21 protein-coding genes are annotated in these 21,753 nt (G+C 41.4%); 2 read left to right on the forward strand and 19 right to left on the reverse strand.

Translation table 11 applies throughout. The annotated features are described in order from the left end of the window. Nucleotides 1-82: 82 nt before the first annotated feature. Nucleotides 83-499 (forward strand): hypothetical protein, encoded by a 417-nt coding sequence (locus ACMAZF_RS13100; RefSeq protein WP_435274245.1) that lies wholly within the window; start codon nucleotides 83-85, stop codon nucleotides 497-499. 222 nt (nucleotides 500-721) lie between these two features. After that, nucleotides 722-1,483 (forward strand): IS5 family transposase, encoded by a 762-nt coding sequence (locus ACMAZF_RS13105; protein ID WP_435274021.1) that lies wholly within the window; start codon nucleotides 722-724, stop codon nucleotides 1,481-1,483. A 378-nt stretch (nucleotides 1,484-1,861) separates the two neighbouring features. Here the strand turns inward: ACMAZF_RS13105 and secF are convergent, their stop codons facing one another. The 19 genes from secF to flhA all read right to left on the reverse strand — a co-directional run bounded on the left by secF (nucleotide 1,862) and on the right by flhA (nucleotide 21,625). Continuing rightward, nucleotides 1,862-2,812 carry a protein translocase subunit SecF gene (secF, locus tag ACMAZF_RS13110; protein ID WP_435274246.1) on the reverse strand — a complete coding sequence of 317 codons (951 nt, stop codon included), beginning with the start codon at nucleotides 2,810-2,812 and terminating at the stop codon, nucleotides 1,862-1,864. Nucleotides 2,813-2,822: 10 nt separating this feature from the next. Continuing rightward, nucleotides 2,823-4,655 (reverse strand): protein translocase subunit SecD, encoded by a 1,833-nt coding sequence (secD, locus tag ACMAZF_RS13115; RefSeq protein WP_435274247.1) that lies wholly within the window; start codon nucleotides 4,653-4,655, stop codon nucleotides 2,823-2,825. A gap of 14 nt (nucleotides 4,656-4,669) precedes the next feature. After that, nucleotides 4,670-4,996, reverse strand: a complete 327-nt coding sequence (gene yajC / locus ACMAZF_RS13120) for a preprotein translocase subunit YajC (RefSeq protein WP_435274248.1) — start codon at nucleotides 4,994-4,996, stop codon at nucleotides 4,670-4,672. 91 nt (nucleotides 4,997-5,087) lie between these two features. Next, nucleotides 5,088-6,212 (reverse strand): tRNA guanosine(34) transglycosylase Tgt, encoded by a 1,125-nt coding sequence (tgt, locus tag ACMAZF_RS13125; RefSeq protein ID WP_435274249.1) that lies wholly within the window; start codon nucleotides 6,210-6,212, stop codon nucleotides 5,088-5,090. 120 nt (nucleotides 6,213-6,332) lie between these two features. Next, a complete protein-coding gene (gene queA / locus ACMAZF_RS13130; RefSeq protein WP_435274250.1) occupies nucleotides 6,333-7,379 on the reverse strand; it encodes a tRNA preQ1(34) S-adenosylmethionine ribosyltransferase-isomerase QueA in 1,047 nt (348 codons plus the stop codon). A 240-nt stretch (nucleotides 7,380-7,619) separates the two neighbouring features. Then, entirely contained in the window at nucleotides 7,620-8,015 is a 396-nt protein-coding gene (locus ACMAZF_RS13135) for a DUF2802 domain-containing protein (RefSeq protein WP_435274251.1), read from the reverse strand. A gap of 31 nt (nucleotides 8,016-8,046) precedes the next feature. Then, on the reverse strand, nucleotides 8,047-8,538 hold the full coding sequence (locus ACMAZF_RS13140; protein ID WP_435274252.1) for a chemotaxis protein CheW: 492 nt from the start codon (nucleotides 8,536-8,538) through the stop codon (nucleotides 8,047-8,049). A gap of 27 nt (nucleotides 8,539-8,565) precedes the next feature. Further along, nucleotides 8,566-9,396, reverse strand: coding sequence for a chemotaxis protein CheW (locus ACMAZF_RS13145; protein ID WP_435274253.1), 831 nt, complete (start codon nucleotides 9,394-9,396; stop codon nucleotides 8,566-8,568). 15 nt (nucleotides 9,397-9,411) lie between these two features. Continuing rightward, entirely contained in the window at nucleotides 9,412-10,182 is a 771-nt protein-coding gene (locus ACMAZF_RS13150; RefSeq protein WP_435274254.1) for a ParA family protein, read from the reverse strand. 3 nt (nucleotides 10,183-10,185) lie between these two features. After that, on the reverse strand, nucleotides 10,186-11,145 hold the full coding sequence (locus ACMAZF_RS13155) for a flagellar motor protein MotB (RefSeq protein WP_435274255.1): 960 nt from the start codon (nucleotides 11,143-11,145) through the stop codon (nucleotides 10,186-10,188). Next, entirely contained in the window at nucleotides 11,135-11,887 is a 753-nt protein-coding gene (locus ACMAZF_RS13160; protein WP_435274256.1) for a flagellar motor protein, read from the reverse strand. The genes ACMAZF_RS13155 and ACMAZF_RS13160 overlap by 11 nt, the downstream gene beginning before the upstream one ends. Continuing rightward, a complete protein-coding gene (locus ACMAZF_RS13165; RefSeq protein ID WP_435274257.1) occupies nucleotides 11,880-13,046 on the reverse strand; it encodes a protein-glutamate methylesterase/protein-glutamine glutaminase in 1,167 nt (388 codons plus the stop codon). The genes ACMAZF_RS13160 and ACMAZF_RS13165 overlap by 8 nt, the downstream gene beginning before the upstream one ends. A gap of 39 nt (nucleotides 13,047-13,085) precedes the next feature. Then, entirely contained in the window at nucleotides 13,086-15,269 is a 2,184-nt protein-coding gene (locus ACMAZF_RS13170) for a chemotaxis protein CheA (protein WP_435274258.1), read from the reverse strand. Between the two features lie 14 nt (nucleotides 15,270-15,283). Further along, on the reverse strand, nucleotides 15,284-16,021 hold the full coding sequence (locus tag ACMAZF_RS13175) for a protein phosphatase CheZ (protein ID WP_435274259.1): 738 nt from the start codon (nucleotides 16,019-16,021) through the stop codon (nucleotides 15,284-15,286). A 21-nt stretch (nucleotides 16,022-16,042) separates the two neighbouring features. Beyond that, nucleotides 16,043-16,429, reverse strand: a complete 387-nt coding sequence (gene cheY, locus ACMAZF_RS13180; RefSeq protein ID WP_435274260.1) for a chemotaxis response regulator CheY — start codon at nucleotides 16,427-16,429, stop codon at nucleotides 16,043-16,045. 34 nt (nucleotides 16,430-16,463) lie between these two features. Further along, nucleotides 16,464-17,180: an RNA polymerase sigma factor FliA gene (locus ACMAZF_RS13185; RefSeq protein ID WP_435274261.1), complete on the reverse strand. Its 717-nt coding sequence runs from the start codon at nucleotides 17,178-17,180 to the stop codon at nucleotides 16,464-16,466. Then, on the reverse strand, nucleotides 17,173-18,015 hold the full coding sequence (locus tag ACMAZF_RS13190; protein ID WP_435277243.1) for a MinD/ParA family protein: 843 nt from the start codon (nucleotides 18,013-18,015) through the stop codon (nucleotides 17,173-17,175). Before ACMAZF_RS13190 ends, ACMAZF_RS13185 begins: the two co-directional genes overlap by 8 nt. 35 nt (nucleotides 18,016-18,050) lie before the next feature. Continuing rightward, nucleotides 18,051-19,502: a flagellar biosynthesis protein FlhF gene (gene flhF / locus ACMAZF_RS13195; RefSeq protein ID WP_435274262.1), complete on the reverse strand. Its 1,452-nt coding sequence runs from the start codon at nucleotides 19,500-19,502 to the stop codon at nucleotides 18,051-18,053. Nucleotides 19,503-19,516: 14 nt separating this feature from the next. Next, a complete protein-coding gene (gene flhA, locus ACMAZF_RS13200) occupies nucleotides 19,517-21,625 on the reverse strand; it encodes a flagellar biosynthesis protein FlhA (RefSeq protein ID WP_435274263.1) in 2,109 nt (702 codons plus the stop codon). Nucleotides 21,626-21,753 lie beyond the last annotated feature (128 nt).

The raw sequence follows: 21,753 nt of genomic DNA on the forward strand, positions 1-21,753 counted from the left end.
TCAATTTTAAACCGTTGTTGACACTTTTAAATATTTAAGTTATTTGTGCCAACTTATAGAGAGAACTTGCAGTGAATTTCTCATGCATGAGCCGAGTAATATTAAGCTCAAGATCCCAGCATTAGAGCTATATTGCAGCTTTGAAAACAGGGAGACGGAATTAATGTTCCCCACAGGTTTTTCAGCCAAACATAACCCATATATTTTATTATCTGGCTCTGCACCTACAAACATAAACTACCTAGCTTTATATCGCTTATATCAAGCTCTCACATCAATTGTTTCTCTACCTAAATATGAGCAGTTACTACCAGGCGTAAACAAGAGCAGAAATGCAGCTTATTTTTTATCTTTGATTCAGCATTCATCTCTACATCTTTATTTGTACTTTTTAAGAGGAAAAGCCTTTTGCCTCTCTCACAACATCCCTATTGAGCAATATGAATATGCTCAGGTTCAATTTAACAAGTCTTGCGAAACTTACCGAAACAATCTTTAAAACTCACCTGTTAATTTTCTAACGTTTTAGTGGTCATTGCTAAATGGGATCTTGGTTATTAATAAATGAAAATAAGGTACAGTTTTAACGGAATATGCAACGGGGGATAAATATAGAAAAGAAACAATGACTAGGGCGTGTTGATCTTTCGTGAGTGTTTTTTGAACGGCATGGTAAAGAGTTATAATTTGCTTCGCCAAAAATAAAACGATAACCAATACCATGCCAAGAACAATGCTAACTGATATTCGCTGGGAACTGCTACTCCAAGTTATGAAAAGTACAGGTCGTATTTACGATAAAATTGAACATCGAATGACATTTGAAGGAATACTTTATCGAATGAGAACAGGTATCCCTTGGCGAGATCTACCGTCTGAGTTCGGAGACTGGAATACCGTTTACAGACGATTTAATCTTTGGTCAAAGAAAGGGATTTTAGATAAGCTTTTCAGAAGTTTATCTAGCATGGCTGATTTTGAATGGGTCTTTCTTGATGGCTCTATAGTTCGAGCGCATCAGCATAGTACAGGGGCAGCGACTGAAAGCTCAGAGCAAATAGGAAAAAGTCGCGGGGGCAACTCAACCAAAATTCACTTAGCCGTGGATAGTGGTGGCTTGCCGATTTGCTTTGATTTATCAGAAGGACAACGCCACGATATAGTGCATGGCGAAAGCTTGGTTGAGCAACTCGATGAAGTTAATACCATCATTTGTGATAAAGGATATGACAGCGAACCTTTCCGTACTTTTGTTAAAGAACGTGGCGGAGAAACGGTAATTGCGAAACGCAATTACGGACAAGATATAGACAAAGACAGTATGGATTGGTGTCTATACGAGTATCGTCACTTGGTCGAAAATGCCTTTGGGAGAATTAAGCATTATCGAGCTATTTCAAGTAGATATGACAAGCTAGAAAGGAATTATGCCAGCATGTTATCGCTGGCATTCATGTTAATGTGGCTACCGATGTATTGTTGAATACGAAATGTACAGCAAAGATCAACACGCCCTAGTAACAGGTTACTAGGGTCTGTTGATCTTTGTGGTTCAAATTTTGTTCAATCTAAAAGCGTTTTGGGCACATGTTCATTGTTCCAGACTGAGCATAAGCACCCACATCCCTGTGGGCGAGGCATGAGGATTGATGCTGGGTTTACCCCAGTGAATGACGAATAACGCAGCACAAAATACTTTTAGGTGAATCCTACGGACAGCATTTGTTTGTTATTTCTACGGCGTTATCGCCTATTCGTGTAGCCAGCTACACCACATAGGCTCTGCCTTGTAGAAACCCCAAACAAATTGCTGCAAAAATGAACTCAAAAGATCAACAGACCCTAGTCATTGTTATTGAGTTTAGAGATTCATCTCTTCTTGGTCTTCACCTTCTTTCTCAACCTCAACAGGCATGAGATCTTCTTTAGTAATGCCTAGTGATAAGGCCACTGAAGAAGCAACGTAGATAGATGAATACGTACCAATAAATACACCAAATAGTAATGCCGTAGCAAAACCGTGAATTAACGCGCCGCCTTTAAAGAACAGTGCAAATAATACAATGATGGTGGTTAATGACGTAATTAACGTTCGGCTCATCGTTTGCGTCAATGAAATATCAATGACTTCACTTGGCAAGCCGGTACGCAATTTTCTGAAGTTTTCACGAATACGATCCGATACAACAATGGTATCGTTTAATGAATAACCAATAACCGCTAGAATCGCCGCTAGAACCGTTAGATCAAACTCTAACTGCAATAACGAGAATAAGCCGATGGTTAAGAAAACATCATGCGCTAAGGCGGTTACAGCGCCTAAAGCAAAACGCCATTCAAAACGCAGTGCCACGTAAATCATGATACAAATCAGCGCAGCTAACATCGCTAGTCCGCCCTTCTCTGCCAGTTCATCACCAACTTTCGGGCCCACAAACTCGATTCTGCGCATTTTGACGTCTTGCTCAGACTTAGCATTAAGTAATTCTAATACTTGGCTGCCAATTGTTTCTGCTTTAACGTCCTGGCGCGGCGCTAAACGAATCAATACATCACGCGGACTGCCAAAACGCTGAACAATCGCATCGTCAAAACCATTATCTTTCAAAATACCGCGTACATCTTTTAAATTAGCTTCTTGACTAAAGCCAACTTCAATAACGGTACCGCCGGTAAAATCAAGGCCCAGGTTTAATCCCTTGCTTGACACCAACCCAACACTTGCGATCATTAACACTGCAGAAAACACCATGGCGAGCTTTCGCCATTTCATAAAGCTGATAGTGCTTACATTTTTAAGTATTTGAAACATTATCTACCACCTATATAGAAAGTTTATCAACGCGCTTACCGCCAACCCACAGGTTAACAATGGCACGAGTAACTACCACAGCGGTAAATACCGACGTGATAATACCGATTGATAATGTAATCGCGAAGCCTTTAATTGGACCTGCTCCGAATGAGAATAGAATGATCGCTGCAATCAACGTTGTGATATTGGCATCGAAAATCGTTGAGAATGCGCTATCATAACCATGATGAATTGCTTGCTGTACACTTCGTCCAGCACGAATTTCTTCACGGATACGTTCAAATATTAATACATTGGCATCAACCGCCATACCAACGGTTAATACGATACCGGCCATACCTGGTAAGGTTAACGCGACATCTGGGATCATTGACATAACACCGATGATTAGTACCACATTAGCGCCAAGAGCGACATTTGACACTAAACCAAAACCGCGATAATAAACCAACATGAACAACAGTACGCCAGCTAAACCTAACACGATCGCCGTTGCACCTAATTCAATATTCTCTTTACCAAGACTTGGTCCTACAGTACGTTCTTCAACAATCTGAATCGGTGCACGTAACGCACCTGCTCGTAATAATTGTGACAATGAACGCGCTTCTTGCGGATTATCTAAACCAGTAATACGGAAGTTTTTGCCCAATTGGGTACTAATGTTTGCAACACTAATAACCTCTTCAACTTTCTTTAGAATTTGTTTTCCTTCACCATCAACTTTACCAGTAGGCTTGTATTCAATAAATACCGTTGCCATTGGGTTGTTGATATTGTTCTTAGAAAACTCAGACATTTTATTACCGCCTTGAGCATCAAGTTTGATACTAACTTGCGGCCTGCCATTTTCGTCAAAGCCAGACTGTGCACCAGTGATACGCTCACCACGTAAAATAACCTTTTTCTTAAGCACCACAGTACCACCTTCGCGGCGCTGGTATAACTTTGAATCGGCTGGCACGTTATTTGGCGATGCTTGAGGGTCAACAAGTCTAAACTGTAACGTAGCAGTAGCTCCTAACAGTTCTTTTGCTTTTGCAGTATCTTGTACGCCTGGTAACTGAACAACAATACGATCTTCACCTTGACGTTGAACATCAGGTTCAGCAACACCTAGCTCATTAACACGAGAACGGATGATGGTGATATTTTGTTCAACAGCTTCTAGTTTCGTTTGACGTAGTAGCTCAGCACTCATACTCGCGCGAAGCGCTAATGGATCAGACTTAAGTTGCTTAAAAGTCGTTGTACGATAATTTGTTTCTAATAAAGTAAGCGCTTTATCCAATGCTTCTTCATTACGAAATTTAAGATCAACGCCATCATTAGCCAGGCGAACGCTGCGGTAACGTATACGCTCTTTACGTAAGTCTGTTTTAAAGTCCAACACCATTTGTTCATGGGTTGTTTTCATCAAGTCGCGCATATCCACTTCCATTAAGAAGTAAATACCACCACGTAAATCTAGACCAAGATTTAACGGTGATGCACCAAAGGCAGACAACCAAGCAGGCGTTGTTTGTGCCATGTTAAGTGCCACAGTGTATTGGTCACCTAATAATTCAGTGGCAATTTCACGTGCTTTTGTTTGTGAATCTAAATCGTTTAATCGAATTAACGCCTGACCGCCATCAAGTGACGCAGACTTTATTTCCAATTGCGAATCTAACTTGCTTTTAATACGTTCAAAGGTCTTAAGCTGTACATCACGACCCTTAATGCCCGATATCTGCAATGCAGGATCAGGCGCATACAAGTTAGGCGCCGCATATAGAAAACCAATGATTACGATTAACGCAATCAATAATGTTTTCCATAGTGGATACCTATTTAACATGGGACTTCCTTAGTCTATAGCGACTTCATTGTGCCTTTAGGCAATACAGCTGACACGTAGTCTTTTTTCACTGTAATGTGCAAATCAGTACTGATTTCAATTTGAATGTAATCATTGTCTTCGCTGATTTTTGCGATTTTACCAATGATGCCGCCATTCGTAAGAATCTCATCACCCTTGTTCATCGAAGACATTAAGCTTTTATGCTCTTTTACACGCTTAGCTTGTGGACGATAGATAATAAAATAAAACACCAAACCAAATACAGCTAACATAATTAAACTGCCGTATTCGCCACCTGGTGCTACGCTAGCCGCTGCATGTGCATTAGAAATAAACATTACTTCCCCTTTGTTTTTATAATTAAACGATTAAAAATTTTGACCCTACCCTATCATAAATATCACAGGATTTTGTCGATAAATTAAGGCATTAGAAATCTAACGCCGGAACCTCTTTACCTTGACGAGTGTAAAACTCGTTAACGTATTCTTCTAAACGATTTTCATCAATCGCATCACGTAACTCTTGCATAACACGTTGGTAGAAACGCAAATTGTGAATAGTATTTAAACGTGCGCCTAAAATCTCATTACATTTGTCTAAATGATGAAGGTAGCCACGTGTATAATTTTTACAGGTATAACAATCACACTCACTATCAAGCGGTGATGTATCCATCTTATGTTTAGCATTGCGAATTTTAACAATTTCAAACGTTGTAAATAGATGCCCATTACGCGCATTACGTGTTGGCATTACACAATCGAACATGTCTACGCCACGACGAACACCTTCCACTAAATCTTCAGGTTTACCAACACCCATTAAATAACGCGGTTTATCAGTCGGTAGTTTTGGTAAAACATGACGCAAAATACGGTGCATATCTTCTTTAGGCTCACCAACAGCCAAACCGCCGACAGCATAACCATCAAAACCGATGTTAGTAAGGCCTTCTAATGACACATCACGTAAATCTTCGTAAACACCACCCTGTACAATGCCAAACAATGCATTAGGGTTTTTCAAATCATCAAACTTATCACGAGAGCGTTTTGCCCAACGCAACGACATTTCCATCGATTGTTTTGCTTCTTCCCAGCTCGCTGGATAAGGCGTACATTCGTCAAAAATCATTACAACGTCTGAATTTAAATCGTACTGAATTTCCATTGACACTTCGGCATCCATGAAAATTTTGTCACCATTAACAGGTGAATTAAAGGTAACGCCTGCTTCGGTAATTTTTCGCATCTTACCTAAGCTAAACACCTGAAAGCCGCCAGAATCAGTCAAAATCGGACCATTCCAATTCATAAACTGATGTAAACCGCCATGCTCACGCATGACTTCTGTGCCTGGGCGTAACCAAAGGTGGAAAGTGTTGCCTAATAAAATTTCAGCACCGCTCTCGCCAACTTCTTCGGGTGTCATACCTTTTACAGTGCCGTATGTGCCAACAGGCATAAACGCAGGTGTTTCAACCGACCCTTTTTCAAACTGTAATTGACCGCGACGTGCGCGGCCATCAGTATTTTTTAATTCAAATTTCATGATAATTCCTGCCAGATAAACAGTCTGACTCAGTCTTGTTAATAAATATGTGTGGACGGCAACTGCAAATTTCAAGCAATTGCAGCTACTGTTTTTATAAAATCGTAATAAAGTTAGTAATTACTGCGGCGATTTCTCAATAAACATCGCATCTCCATAGCTGAAGAATCGATATTCCTTTTCTATCGCATGTTGGTAGGCATTCATTACATGCTCAAAACCTGCAAACGCGCTAATAAGCATGATTAATGTTGATTCTGGAAGATGAAAGTTAGTTACCATGGCATCAACCACTTTAAATTCGTATCCTGGATAGATAAAAATATCACTGTCACCATAAAACGGCGCCATTGTTTCACCCGATTCAAGCGCTTTATTGGCGGCACTTTCAAGTGAACGCATTGAAGTTGTACCCACGGTAATAACACGCTTACCAGCCGCTTTTGTTGCTTTTATTAGCTCACTAACGTCTGCTGAAACTTCAATGTACTCTTTGTGCATGACATGCTCATCGACCGTTTCTACCTTAACAGGTTGAAAGGTTCCAGCGCCAACATGAAGGGTAACAAAGCCAATATTCACCCCCTTTGCTTTGAGCTTATTTAAAATTTCATCATCAAAATGTAAGCCAGCCGTTGGCGCAGCAACAGCGCCAGGATTCTTATTGTAAACCGTTTGATATCGTTCTTTATCACTATCTTCATCAGGGCGGTCGATGTATGGTGGCAATGGCATATGCCCAACATTTTCCAAAATATCGAGCACACTACGCGTGTCCTCAAAGCGCAATTCAAATAACGCTTCATGGCGAGTAACCATTGTTACTTTGATGTCACCATCTAAAATAATAGTTGAGCCTGGTTTAGGAGATTTAGAACAGCGAACATGTGCTAATACAGAGTGTTCATCAAGCATACGCTCAACCAATACTTCAAGCTTTCCACCACTTTCTTTTTTGCCAAAAACACGTGCAGGAATAACGCGCGTGTCGTTAAAGATCATGAGATCTCCTTCATTTACTTTATCAAGCACATCAACAAACTGACCATCTGTTAAGGCGCCATCCGATCCATCTAAACCTAGAAGACGACTTGCAGTACGTTCTGGCTGTGGATATCGGGCAATCAAATGAGGAGGTAAATCAAAAGAAAACTGGGATACTTTCATGGGTATTATTCGTAAAAAACTTAATGCGGCGCTAGTCTATTATTGCGCTGAGTAATTAGCAAGTTTGTCGTGATTTTAATCGCTAAAACTCGGGTAAATTCAAAGAATTTACCCGCATTGACATAATTTATTAATCGTCGACCAATTAGAAGCGATTAACAGACCTAAGTGATTCCAACTACCGATAAATATATCGGTCGCATCGTATGCATGAGAAGTTAATTATCTGGATTGGTATAACTATTTTCCGTGGAGAGAGACGAGAAGCTCAGCCTCACCGCGCGGCAACTCACATTCGCGCATAATATCATCGACACTAGCGCCTAATTCGACCATCTTCATGGCATGCCCATAGAGTTTGGACTGCGGATCTGAATTTACTTGAGATAACTGTTCTTGACGTTCCATCGCTTGAGCCAATTTGCCTTCGACGTCCTGAACTCGACTACCAACCCCTAAAGTACCGGTTCGTAATTCGTGGATTTCTGCTTTAACTGATGAAATTTGACGCTGTTGTTCATGAAACAACAACTTTAGCGCGCTAATTTGGCGTTGACGCTTATTAATCGCTAACCATAAGCCAACAATTGCTAGCAATAGCACAGCAGGCACAATCCATAAAAATAACTCGTTCATGTATAAACCTGCTACTAATAAATCGACAAACTTAGAATGACGCTATGTCATCCCACTCTTCATCACTTAATAGTTTATCTAAATCTACTAAAATAAGTAGCTCACTTTCACGATTACAAACACCTTTAATAAACTTAGCACTTTCGTCAGTACCAACATTGGGTGCCAGTTCAATTTCAGAGGCTTTCATATAAACTACTTCAGCAACGCTATCAACTAAGATCCCAATCACTTGCTTGTCTGACTCTATGATCACGACACGCGTATTATCGGTAATGTCTGATGGTGGCAAACCAAAACGTGACCGAGTATCAATAACGGTAACAACACTACCACGGAGATTGATAATACCTAATACGTACGAAGGTGCGCCAGGAACAGGTGCAATATCACTGTAACGTAATACTTCTTGTACTTGCATTACATTAACGCCGTATGTTTCATTCTCTAGCTTAAATGTAACCCATTGCAGCATTTCGTCATTATCGACTGAATTTACTGACATTTCTGTTTCTGCATTCATTTTAATTTCCTCTATTACAGCGAGCCGTTACTTCGTCTCATTGTTCTCAAATAATTCGATTAAGGCATCGACGGCTAATAAGCCACACATCCGGTGTTTTACTGTTCCTGCGAGCCATGGACTACGAGTCACATCGGTTCGCCATTTTATTTCATCGTGCGATAAAGTGGTGCTATCAATAAGTCTATTACACTCTAAGCCCCAATTACTATCACCTATTACAATAATATACTGATAATTTGGTGAATATTCTAGTGACGTCCCATATTTTTCAGGCATCAAGTAACGTGCAGTATCGATAACATTAAGCTGCTCATCGCGCTCAATTTGAACGCCGCTAAACCAATTTGGTTTACCAATTAATTTAGTCAGAGATTTTCTGCGATAAATGCCTTTAAGTTTTACTAACGGAACTGAAAAAGTCTGCCCCATGACTTCAAAAAATAGTGCAGGAAAACCTTCTTCTAGTTCATTCATTGCTGTATTGACGTGCAATGGTCCCGTAGCAGCGATAGTTGTTTGCTCTGAAGCGCTTTCAACATCCGGTTTTTCCGGCTCAATAACCTCTTCTATAATAGGTGCCGACTCTGCAACGACTGGCTTTACATCAATCTCATCAATTACAGAGGGCTCTTCAATAACTTCGGCGTCTGATTCAGGAGAGACTTCATTCAATAGTGAAGGATCTATCAATTCAGGAGCAACATCGATTTGCGGTGCGACATCACCAACTTTCTCTAACAACTTTGCCAGTGGTTGAGATTCAACAGCGCTATTCTTAGGTTCATCTAACAGCACATCAAAGAAATCTTTGACAGCTCGAGAGGAACGGCTTTCCATTAATTTTTTTTCGTCCAAAACTCTATTACCGGTTTAATCTTCTTCTAAGAGTGAATCTAATAACAATCCATATGCAACAACACCTCGACTTCGCGGTGCAAATTGTGGCAATGGTAAATGACGTTCACTCGCATCTCTAAATTTCGTATCGACGGGAATGACCTTATCCCAAACTCGATGTTCAAATGTTTCTTTCATAGTTTCTAACGACTGCGCGCTCGCCTTTGTTCGGCGATCATACATAGTAGGCACAATTATATAATTATACGGCGTTTTATTAGAACGTTGCATGATGAGTAAGGTTTTCACCATGCGCTCCAGCCCTTTAAAGGCTAGATATTCCGTTTGCACTGGCACAATGACTTTGCTACTACATGCCAATGCATTCACCATAAGCACGCCAAGTACTGGAGAACAATCAACAATCACATGATCATAATCAGCCGTAACACCAGCCAAGATACGCTTAAGTATTAGGCCCATCCCTTCTTTGTGGCCTAATTCACGATCTAGGGTTGCAAGCGCCATTGATGAGGGAATTAAATCTATTTCTTCAACATTGGTTTTTTGAATCACGCGCTGCGTTAATCGGTCGATAAATTTATCTGGGCAAGTAAACAAATCGTACAGTGAATATTCTAACTCATCACAATCGACACCTAATGAAAAACCCATTGAAGAATGGGGATCGATATCAACCAACAATACGCGTTTTTTACGACGCGCTAAAATTCCCGCTAAGGTTAAAGCGGTTGTCGTTTTACCCACGCCACCTTTTTGGTTAGCAATGCTCCAAACTTTCACACGTTACTCCTGTTTACGGGTGGTGATTCGTAATCCACCATTTGGCAATTCAATAACTTGTATCTCTTTGCTGTCTTCAATAGGCCCAACGTCTTTAAGTGGCAGAGCCTCAGCCACGTCTTGTGTAACAGGTCGTGGTTTTACCCAGCCAAATTTACTAATCGCGATTACCACTCGTCTGTTTTGAGCACGAGTTTGCGCGTTACTATTGTCTACCTTTGGACGATATTGCCCATAGGCTTCAATCGCTAAGCGTTCAGGTTCAATGTCAAGTTGCTGTAATTCTTGAACAATTGCACTGGCTCGTGCTGATGATAGCTGCCAATTAGATTGAAATTGTTCATTACTAATCGATTGATCATCCGTATACCCACGCACATGTACATAGTTATTTGCTGGTGCAATGGTTCCAATTACTTGCTTCAAAACAGCCTTAGTTGCACTACGAGTCACTGCACTACCACTATCAAAAAGCAGCCCACTACGAAACTCAATCGTTAGCCAGTTATCATCTTGCTCTATCTGGGCGTAACCTTTTTCGACGACCTCAAGAAGGTCCTGTGCCAATTTTTCTTTCATTGATGAAAACGGGGTACCCAGCTGTTTCACATCTGGATTCACCAACTGGCTGTCACCCGGCACAGGTTCGGTTCCAACCTCATCCAACAGGCCTTTATTAAAATCTTTAAGTTCTGACAACTTATCGCCTGAAGTTAGGGGCGTATCACTACTGTTTTGTTCAACTTTACCTAATCCACCTTGCTCTTTTTTCCCTGATAAGTGAAAAATCTCCCCCAAGCTATTTGATAAAATAGCGTGTTTTTCTTCCTTGATTAACGCAAACGCGTAAAGCACAACAAATAATGCAAATAATAAGGTCATATAATCGGCGTATGAAACTAGCCATCGCTCTAGATGGCTATCTTCTTGCACTCCATTCTGTGCTCGTCGACTATTGAGCATAGGCGACCTTATAGGCATCTAAACGGCGACTGATATGTTGAGGGTTTTCACCTCGGTGAATCATTAACGTACCCTCAAGCACCATTTCGTAATACAGCGTGTTTTGAAAAATGATATGACGTAATTTGTAATGAATAGGTAGGTAAATAAGGTTAGCGAATCCCACACCATAAATCGTTGCGACAAATGCCGTTGCAATACCGCCCCCTAACGCATCAGGTTGATCAAGATATTGCATCGATTGAATCAGACCTAAGACAGCACCCAAGATTCCAAGTGTTGGGCTATATCCCCCCATTGACTCATATACCTTGGCACTATGACCAAATTCATCCCGCTGGAAATAAATTTGAGTTTCCATCGTTTCTTGCAACACTTCAGGCGAAGAGCCGTCAATCAACATCATTAAACATTGGCGAACGATAGGGTCGTCTTCTTGCTCTAACTGATTTTCTAATGGTAAAAATCCGTCACTTCGTGAGATATTACACCACTTAACTAACGTATCTATCCGCGTTTTAATATCAAATCGTGGCGGAAACAAGACCCATTTAAGCAATATAAAACTACGGGTAAAAATGTGCCACGGTGTCTGAATCATTACAGCCGCAAGCGTTCCTACTACAACAATTAGCAGCGCAGGGCCGTTATATAAGGCGATTAACGAGCCGCCCTCGAGTACTTGACCACCGATAATAGCGACTAGCGCTAATAAAAGACCAAATAGACTCAGTCTATCCATGAGTCATCTCTTTAACGATAGATTCACCAATAACATCAATTGGCATCACTTTATCGGTTAATCCCGCTTTTTTTACCGCTTGTGGCATTCCATAAACAACGGATGTCGCTTCATCTTGAGCCCACACGGTTGCACCGCGTGTCTTTAACATTTTAGCACCGTCACAACCATCTGCGCCCATACCTGTTAACACGACGGTTAATGTATTTCCGTCATTAAATTTCGACACTGTTGCAAAAGTGACATCTGCACAAGGTTTATAATTCAAATCACTCGGGCCAGGCACAACTTTAAGTCTGTTGCCTCGTTCAAGTAACATTTGCATGCCACCGGGCGCCAAATAAGCTTGCCCAGGACGAATAACATCACCATTTTTAGCTTCTTGGACACCAATATTACAAAGTCGATTTAAACGCTCAGCAAAGGCACCAGTAAATGCAGCAGGCATATGCTGTACAAGTAAGATAGGGTACGGAAAGTTAGCAGGGAGTTTACTAAGCACAGACTGCAATGCAACAGGGCCGCCGGTAGACGACGCAATCGCAAGTAAGGAATATTTTTTGCCACTAGCACTACTAACGCCAGAAGCTCGAACAGGTGTAGTACGCTCGGGAACAGTAGTAGCTCGTTTGATAACTTGAGTTTGATTAGCTAGCGGCGCGCCGCGAGAACGACTTGCGGTCGTTGCGGTATTACGATCTAATCCACGAGAAGAGGAAGGCGCAGAAGATGTTGTTGTAAATGATGCGCGTCTTGCAACACTACGCCCGCCTAACACTTTAATTGCGGTTGTAATTCGCTCTGTCGCAACCTTTCCTGACCCTGCTATCTCTTCAAATTTTTTAGGTAAGAAATCTGCTGCACCAGCGTCTAATGCATCAAGGGTCGCTTTAGCGCCTTCATGAGTCAACGATGAAAACATCAAAATAGGCATCGCCTGCTTTGCCATAATTTCGCGCGTTGCATCAATGCCATTCTTGATGGGCATTTCGATGTCCATCATTACAACGTCTGGTTTTAATGACAGTGCTTTTTCAACACCTTCTTGACCATTTTTTGCATAATCAATGACTTCCATTCCTTGCGTTTTCGTGATGATATCACCAATACAACGTCTAAAAAAATGAGAGTCATCAACAATTAATACCTTAATACTCATTTAAGGTAATTCCTCCTACCAAGGGCACTTGCTTTCTACTTAAGCGTATCGCTTAAGTAGGTTTCCAATATCGACAATCAATGCAATGCTACCATCACTGGTAATAGTTGCCCCAGATATGCCTGGTGTACCGTGTAATAATGCGCCTAATGGCTTAATAACAACTTCTTCTTGGCCAATGAGTCCATCGACAACAAAACCAACCGTTTGCGGTCCTATTTGCACAATAACAACATGACCTTCAGTGCGATCTTTACCCGGAATGTAATCTTTACTGAGCCATTCATCTAAATAAAATAATGGGATGGCGCGATTGCGCACTGAAATTGTTTTACGTCCATCGACGATATTTGTTTTAGTTAAATCAAGATTAAAAATTTCATTAACCGCAGCCAATGGCAACGCAAAGATCTGCTGGTCTAGCTGAACCATTAACGTCGGCATGATTGCGAGCGTTAACGGTACGGTAATCTTAAGCACCGTGCCAACGCCCTTCTCTGACGAAATTTTCACTGTACCGTTAAGTTGAGTAATCTTAGTTTTAACAACGTCCATGCCCACACCACGACCTGAAATATCAGATATCTCAGTCTTAGTAGAGAAGCCTGGCGCAAAAATTAATTCATAAGCATCTTCGTCGCTCATTCGCGCCGCAGTTTCTTCATCAAGAACACCGCGAGAAATGGCGATACTTTTAAGTTTATCGGCATCCATACCGGCACCGTCGTCTTTAATAGACAACAGAATATGATCGCCCTCTTGCGACGCTGACAAAATAACAGTTCCGTTGCGAGGTTTACCTGCAGCTTCTCGGTCATCAGGCATTTCAATACCGTGATCAACTGAGTTACGTACTAAATGCACCAATGGGTCTGCGAGGGCCTCTACCAAATTCTTATCTAAATCGGTATCTTCACCTTCCATTGTTAACGTGATGTCTTTTTTAAGGCTTCGAGCCATATCACGAACAACACGTGGGAATCGACCAAATACTTTCTTGATTGGCTGCATTCGCGTTTTCATTACAGAGCCTTGAAGATCAGCTGTAACATTGTCTAAATTAGCAACCGCCTTAGACATTTCTTCATCACCACTAGTTAGTCCTAAACTAACTAATCGATTACGAACCAATACGAGTTCACCGACCATATTCATAATATCGTCAAGGCGCGCTGTATCAACACGAACAGTTGTTTCGGCTTGCGCAGCCGGTGCAGCCGCTTTCTTAGAGGCAGCAGTTTTATTAGCTTCATTGGCTTTTGCTGGAACCGCAGCTGCTTTTTTAGGTGCCGCTTTAGGTGTCGATACTTTATTTTTTACTGGTGCGGCTTTCTTTGCTTCAGAAGCAGGCTTTGCATTAGCTGAGTCTGAATTTTTTGCGGCATGTAGCTCATCTAATAACGCTTCAAATTCAGCATCATCAATTTCGTCAGATGCGGGCGCAGTTGTTGTCGGTTCACTCGCTTTAGACACGGCATTTTCAACGGGAGAAGGTGCGCCTTTTTTACCATGGAGCTCATCTAAAAATGCTTCAAACTCATCATCTGTAATTTCATTGGAAGCACCAACCGCTGCACTCGCCGTTTTGGGCTGGCCTTTAGCACCATGTAACTCATCTAATAATGCTTCAAACTCATCGTCAGTGATATCATCACTGCCGTTCGTCTGCACAGTTTCATTTGCAGGACTGTCATTGGTCACACTACCGTTTGCCCCATGAAGATCATCTAATAACGTTTCAAATTCTTCATCTGTAATTTCGTCACCACCAGCACTAATTTCTGGTTCAGGCTCTGGTTCCGGCTCAGGTTCAGAAGCTTGTGAACCCGCACCTTCTGGGTGACTTAAACGGGCAAGTTCTTCGAGTAAACGAGGCTCTGCTGGAATAAGGGGCTCACGTGCTTGAACCAATTGAAACATGTCGTTAACGGTGTCTAAGCCTTCTAGAATGACATCCATTAGCTCAGGCGTTACAGAACGTTGATTAGTCCGTAATAAATCAAATATATTTTCAGCACCGTGACATACATCAACGAGTTCTTTTAATCCCATGAACCCAGCACCACCTTTAATGGTGTGGAAGCCACGGAAAATTGCATTTAATAAATCGGCATCATCAGGGTTATTTTCTAACTCAACCAGCTGCTCTTGGAGTAGCTCCAGTATTTCACCAGCTTCAATTAAAAAATCCTGGAGTATATCTTCATCAACATCAAACGACATAGCTTACAATCCTTTTAAAAACCTAAACTTGACAGTAGATCATCAACATCATCTTGACCTGACACTACATCATGTTGTTTATTTGCAGGAACCATCGGGCCATCTGCTTCAATGCAGTTATCAACTTTATCTACAGGTTCCTTTTTCTCATGTTGACCAAATAACTTAAGAAGATTAATTAAATCTTCTTCAACGTTTTTGACCATTTCAGAGATCTTTTGTAGTACTTGACCTGTTAAATCTTGATAGCCCTGCGCTAAAATAATGTCATTAAGTTTGACATTTAATTCATCAGCATCACTAACAGACTCAGCAAAATAAGCGTCTAATTTATCGCGTAATTGCCTAAATTCGCCGACCTTAATTTTGCAGTCCTTCAATCTTTCCCAAGAAGGGATAATATCTCTAACTGTTTCTTGGTGCTTTTGGGCGAGTGGTATACATTCATCTACAGCGTCCATTGTTTTGTCCGCTGCTTCTGCTGTCATCGTAACAACATATTCCAAACGCTCTTTTGCATCGGGAATTGATAAATTTACCATTGAGGAAAATTTCTCGTCCATACTCATCTGAGTAAACGAATTATGAAACTGCCTAGTGAGTTTACCTACGCCTTCAAACAACTCATGTTCAATTCTTTGGCTTGCGGCTTCAACAATTTGATTCGCCTGGGCAATATCATTTTGTTCAAGGGCGCTAACCAATTCACGAGCTTGTTCTAACGAGATGTGAGCCGTCTCATTATTAGTCATATTTCTTCCTAGCCCGCTAAATTAAGATTCAATACGCTGAAAAATCTTATCAAGTTTTTCTTTAAGCGTACCAGCTGTGAATGGCTTCACGATGTAACCATTAACGCCAGCTTGTGCAGCAGCGATAATTTGTTCGCGCTTAGCCTCAGCTGTTACCATTAATACTGGTAAGTGCTTTAGATTTTCGTCCGCACGAATATGCTTAAGTAAGTCAATACCCTGCATACCAGGCATATTCCAATCAGTGACTACAAAATCAAAATCACCTTCTTTGAGCATTGGCAAAGCGGTTTGACCATCATCAGCTTCCTGCGTATTGGTTAATCCTAAATCTCTTAAAAGATTCTTGATGATTCGTCTCATTGTTGAGAAATCATCAACAACAAGAATTTTCATATTTTTATCCAAAATATTCTCCAAATGTTACATTGCTAAGCTGCAATTACGTCCAACTATTTAATCGACTTTTAAGTCTTACCATCGCTTGTGAGTGGATTTGGCTTACACGCGATTCACTAACACCTAAAACTTGTCCTATTTCTTTTAAGTTTAGCCCTTCGTCATAATACAACGACAGTGCTATTGCTTCTTTTTCTGGTAACGCCTTAATCGCGTCACTTAATGCACCTTGAAATTTATCTGATGCTGTATGGTTAAAAGAATCATCCTGATGCTCATCACTTGTATTAATAACATCTTCTGAGACACCGAGATCTTCTATACCTATAATCTTACCTGTTGATATATCATTAAGCATTTGAGCATATTCGTCTAGGCTTATTGATAAATTTTCTGCTATTTCGTGATCTTTGGGGTCACGACCGAGCTCTTTTTGTAAATCATCAATGGCTTTCATTACCATACGACTATTGCGATGAACTGAGCGTGGAACCCAGTCACCACGACGAATTTCGTCAAGCATCGCACCTCGGATCCGAATGCCTGCAAAGGTTTCAAAGCTTGCGCCTTTACTGCCATCAAAATTCTTTGACGCTTCCAGCAATCCAATCATTCCTGATTGAATTAAATCATCCAGCAACACATTTGCCGGTAATCTACCTTTTAAATGGTGTGCAATCTTTTTGACTAAACCAGCGTGAATCACCACCAATTGATCATTGGTTGGTGCTGCACTGGCATAAGCAGCTGCCCTACTCACCTGAGTTTTCCCGTTGTTGGAAACGATTTTCGACTAATTGCTCAATAAAGAACTCTAAATGACCGCCTGGTTGATTAGGAATAGGCCATGTCATCACTTTATTGGCTAATGCTTTATACCCTAAAGAAGCCGGTGATTGAGGAAACAACTCGGTGATTAATTTTTGTTTACGTACCGAACGTCTCACGTTCTCATCAAACGGAATCGTCGCAACTAGCTCTAATGCAACATCTAAAAAACGGTCGGTTACACGCGTCAGCTTGGTAAATAATTCTTGTCCTTCTCGCATATTACGTACCATATTAGCGACAACTTTCACTCTAAACACACCGTGTTCACGAGAAAGTAGCTTAATAAGAGCATAGGCATCTGTAATTGAAGCGGGTTCATCACAGACAACCGCAATAACGTCCTGCGCGGCACGCGCAAAGCTCACAACCATGTCTGAAATACCAGCGGCTGTATCGACAATTAATACGTCAAAGTCGTGTCTCATCTCACTAAATGCACGAATGAGTCCTGCATGTTGTGCAGGATCTAACTCAACCATTGATTGAGAGCCGGACGTTGCAGGAATAATGCTCACGCCTTGCGGGCCATGAACTATTACATCATCAAGTTCGCATTCGCCGGATAATACATGAGAAAGGTTCTTTTGCACCCGTAAGCCAAGCATAACGTCAACATTAGCCAAGCCAAGGTCGGCATCAAGAATCAACGCCTTCTTCCCTTGTTGTGCTAGCGATGCTGCCAAGTTCAATGAAACATTGGTTTTACCAACGCCTCCTTTACCACCGGTTACAGCAATTACTTTAATCATTCTATTTTGATTCATTTTTCTTAAACCACTCGCTTGATCCACTTTACTGCCTACCTGTTAAATCGTGCAATGTCTGGATTAGACGTATTAGCGACTTCATTGCCAACTTTATCTACCACACTATCTATTAATTTTTTAATATCCGCGACCCCTATATCCTCAGGAACGCGCTGACCGTTGGTTAAATAACCAATTGGTAATGAATTACCTATCGCAACACTTAAAATCTCGCTTGCACCGATGGCTTCGTCCATTTTGGTAACAATAGCCCCTGTGAGCGGGATCTTTCTAAATTGAGTTATAGCGTCTTCGAGCACTTGACGCTGCGCTGTTGCAGGAAGTACTAAATAGCTGCGAATCGCAACATGACTAGAATTCATCAATGTTGTGAGTTGTTCGTTTAAACGAATGTCACGTTGTCCCATTCCTGCCGTATCAATTAGTACTAACCGCTTCGTTCTGTGTTGATAAATCGCATCAGCTAGTTGTTGTGCATCTTTAGCAACAGTGACAGGACACCCCATAATTTTGCCATAGGTATTGAGTTGTTCATACGCACCAATACGATAGCTATCTGTCGTAATCATCGCCACTTGATCTTGGCCAAAGCGCATCGCAAAACGAGCGGCAAGTTTGGCAACGGTCGTTGTTTTTCCAACACCAGTTGGCCCTAAAAGCGCAACAACACCACCTTGCTCTAATACATCGTTACGTGTTGAAGAGACACGCTCAAACATTGTTTTAGCTAAGGCGTCTTTTGCTTGGTCAATGTCAATATTTGACGGAATATTAATAAGTAACTGTTGTGCCACATGAGTATCAAACCCCAACCGAACCAATTCGTTATTTAATAAATGACGAATTGGATCACGACGATTAGCATCTTGCGTCATAAGACTACTAACTTGATGTTGTAATAGTTGACGCATAGACGCCATCTCTTGACGCAATTCTTCGATAACTGGACTTTCAGCTGATTGGCTTATGTTATTAAGCCCTTGTGCCTGATGTGTTTCTTGTTTTTCGGTCTGCTCAAAGGCCGGCTTACTTAACGTTTGGGCCCACGCTGGCAATTCTTCATTATTTGGTTGAAGTGATGCCGCAGGGAATTGTTGCATAAATTCAGGTTGCGATTCTGGTGTCAATTCTGATACAGCATGTTCTGCTTGTTGTTTGATAAGACGTTGCTGAAATCCGGACAATGAAACTTGATCGTCATTGAATTCACGCTCTAATCGACTATTCGTATCCCAACTATTATCACTGCTCTGGATAGTAGATGGTGAAGGTTCAGGCGTCTGTTGTCGTTTCAAATTACTATTGCTCGGCGTAGGTGCAGCACTCTTAACAACAGCATTATTCTCTTCATCAATAGCAGCGACGATTTCAACACCGCCTTCGACGTTTTTATTCGACATAATAATAGCGTCTGGGCCCAATGCGATTTTTATCTCATCGAGCGCTGAACGAATGTCTTTAGCGAAAAAACGTTTAATTTTCAAAGATAACCTCTATGTTACTGTCCAACTGAACTAACAATTTTAATTTGCTTATCATCAGGAACCTCTTGATAAGAGAGCACCCGTAATCCTGGAATTGTATTCTTAACAAACCGTGATAATGTCGATCTTAATACACCTGACGTTAATAAGATAGCAGGCAATCCTTCTAACTCTAATTGCTCTGTTGCTGTTGCTAACGAACTTTGTAAACGCTCCGCTAAACCCGGCTCCATACCAGCACCGGCGTCTCCACCGGTAGCTTGCATCGTCTGTTGCAACATTTGTTCCAAATCAGGGGCCAATGTTATCACAGATAACTCAGACTCTATACCATTGATTTCTTGAACTATTAATCGTTTTAGTGCGATTCGAGCAGCAGCAGTGAGCACGTCAGGATCTTGACTCTTCGAACCATATTCTACCAATGTTTGCACGATGGTTCGTAAATCTCTAACTGGCACGCCTTCATTAAGTAAGTTTTGCATAACTTTCACAACAACACCCAGTGGCAATAAATCTGGTACTAAGCCCTCAACAAGTTTGGGATATTGTCGCTCAAGAATATCCAATAGATTTTGGACTTCTTCATGACCGAGCAACTGAGCGGCATTATTAGTGAGCAGTTGGCTAATGTGAGTCGCAACGACTGTCGCCGGATCAACTACTGTGTAGCCTAATGTTTGGGCATGTTCTCGTTGTTCTGGCGCTATCCAAACAGCTTCTAATCCAAACGCGGGATCTGTCGTTGGTGTTCCTTCAACCATGCCAAACACTTGGCCAGGATTAATGGCCAATTCACAATCGTGACGTATTTCAGCTTCACCAATAGTCACGCCCATTAATGAAATTCGATAGCTATTAGCATTTAAATCAAGGTTATCGCGAATGTGCACCGCAGGTACTAAGAATCCGTATTCTTGTGATAATTTTTTTCGAACGCCTTTAATGCGAGAAAGTAGTTCTCCACTTTGACCTACGTCCACTAAAGGAATAAGACGGTATCCTACTTCAAGTCCAATTACATCGACTTGATTTACATCACTCCAGCCTAACTCTTTGACAGGTTCTGGTGGCGCATTGGATGCTGGCGCCCCATCAACGGTGGCAAGCTCTCCACTTTTTGTGGTTGATTTACTATCCCGAGATAATTTATACCCAATACCCAATGACAATATCGCCATTGACAAAAATGCTACCGTTGGCATACCCGGAATAATACCCATCACAAATAAAATACCACCAGCCACCAACAATGCTTTGGGGTTGCTAAGCATTTGGGTAAACACCATTTTACCCATCTCTTCAGACTCATTTTGTCTGGTAACCATTAATGCAGCAGCGATAGATAATAGTAAAGACGGTATTTGAGCAACCAAGCCGTCACCAATGGTAAGCAATGTATAAATTTCGATTGCCTGGCTCATTGTTAAACCATGTTGAACCATGCCAATAACAAAACCACCAATGATATTAATCACTAAAATTAGAATGCCGGCAATGGCATCACCTTTTACGAATTTTGAGGCACCATCCATTGACCCGTAAAAGTCAGCTTCCTTTGTTACCTCAGCTCGGCGCTCTCGCGCGGTGTCTTGATCAATAATGCCCGCATTTAAATCGGCATCGATAGCCATTTGTTTACCAGGCATCGCATCTAGCGTAAAGCGAGCGCTTACCTCCGAGATACGCCCAGCACCTTTAGTGACAACCGCAAAGTTAATAATGATCAGAATCAAAAATACGACTAAACCAACGGCATAATTACCGCCGATAACCACCGAACCAAACGCTTCAATAACTTTACCAGCGGCATCGCCACCTTCATGTCCTTCAAGCAATACAATTCGAGTCGAGGCAACATTTACCGCAAGACGCAGTAAAGTTGCTATCAATAAAACACTAGGAAATGCAGCAAAATCAAGAGGACGCAATGAATAAATGGCAACGAGCAATACCACCATTGATAACAAAATGTTGAATACAAAAATAGAATCGAGTAAAAATGCGGGGATCGGCAAAACAATCATGCCAAGCGCACCTAATACCAATAATGGCGTTGCAACGCCTTTAATGACCGCTTGATTGTCTGTTATAACTTGCGAAAATCTCGCTTTGATGTCCATTTAATGATGAGCCTTTGTAACTAACTTATATTTGCCATCAATTCTTGCGAATAATAGCGTGCTAAATGGAGGTCACTGCAATGAATGCGCCACAACACACAGTTAGATTTTTAGTTTAATTACATAGA

The sequence above is a fragment of the Psychrobium sp. nBUS_13 genome (assembly GCF_051201665.1).
In the GTDB taxonomy this organism is placed as follows: Bacteria; Pseudomonadota; Gammaproteobacteria; order Enterobacterales; family Psychrobiaceae; genus Psychrobium.

Coding starts and splice junctions, on each gene's coding strand:
- ACMAZF_RS13100 (WP_435274245.1), top strand. CDS start 83: ATGCATGAGCCGAGTAATATTAAGCTCAAGATCCCAGCATTAGAGCTA.
- ACMAZF_RS13105 (WP_435274021.1), top strand. CDS start 722: ATGCCAAGAACAATGCTAACTGATATTCGCTGGGAACTGCTACTCCAA.
- secF (WP_435274246.1), bottom strand. CDS start 2,812: ATGTTTCAAATACTTAAAAATGTAAGCACTATCAGCTTTATGAAATGG.
- secD (WP_435274247.1), bottom strand. CDS start 4,655: ATGTTAAATAGGTATCCACTATGGAAAACATTATTGATTGCGTTAATC.
- yajC (WP_435274248.1), bottom strand. CDS start 4,996: ATGTTTATTTCTAATGCACATGCAGCGGCTAGCGTAGCACCAGGTGGC.
- tgt (WP_435274249.1), bottom strand. CDS start 6,212: ATGAAATTTGAATTAAAAAATACTGATGGCCGCGCACGTCGCGGTCAA.
- queA (WP_435274250.1), bottom strand. CDS start 7,379: ATGAAAGTATCCCAGTTTTCTTTTGATTTACCTCCTCATTTGATTGCC.
- ACMAZF_RS13135 (WP_435274251.1), bottom strand. CDS start 8,015: ATGAACGAGTTATTTTTATGGATTGTGCCTGCTGTGCTATTGCTAGCA.
- ACMAZF_RS13140 (WP_435274252.1), bottom strand. CDS start 8,538: ATGAATGCAGAAACAGAAATGTCAGTAAATTCAGTCGATAATGACGAA.
- ACMAZF_RS13155 (WP_435274255.1), bottom strand. CDS start 11,145: ATGCTCAATAGTCGACGAGCACAGAATGGAGTGCAAGAAGATAGCCAT.
- ACMAZF_RS13160 (WP_435274256.1), bottom strand. CDS start 11,887: ATGGATAGACTGAGTCTATTTGGTCTTTTATTAGCGCTAGTCGCTATT.
- ACMAZF_RS13165 (WP_435274257.1), bottom strand. CDS start 13,046: ATGAGTATTAAGGTATTAATTGTTGATGACTCTCATTTTTTTAGACGT.
- ACMAZF_RS13170 (WP_435274258.1), bottom strand. CDS start 15,269: ATGTCGTTTGATGTTGATGAAGATATACTCCAGGATTTTTTAATTGAA.
- ACMAZF_RS13175 (WP_435274259.1), bottom strand. CDS start 16,021: ATGACTAATAATGAGACGGCTCACATCTCGTTAGAACAAGCTCGTGAA.
- ACMAZF_RS13190 (WP_435277243.1), bottom strand. CDS start 18,015: ATGAATCAAAATAGAATGATTAAAGTAATTGCTGTAACCGGTGGTAAA.
- flhA (WP_435274263.1), bottom strand. CDS start 21,625: ATGGACATCAAAGCGAGATTTTCGCAAGTTATAACAGACAATCAAGCG.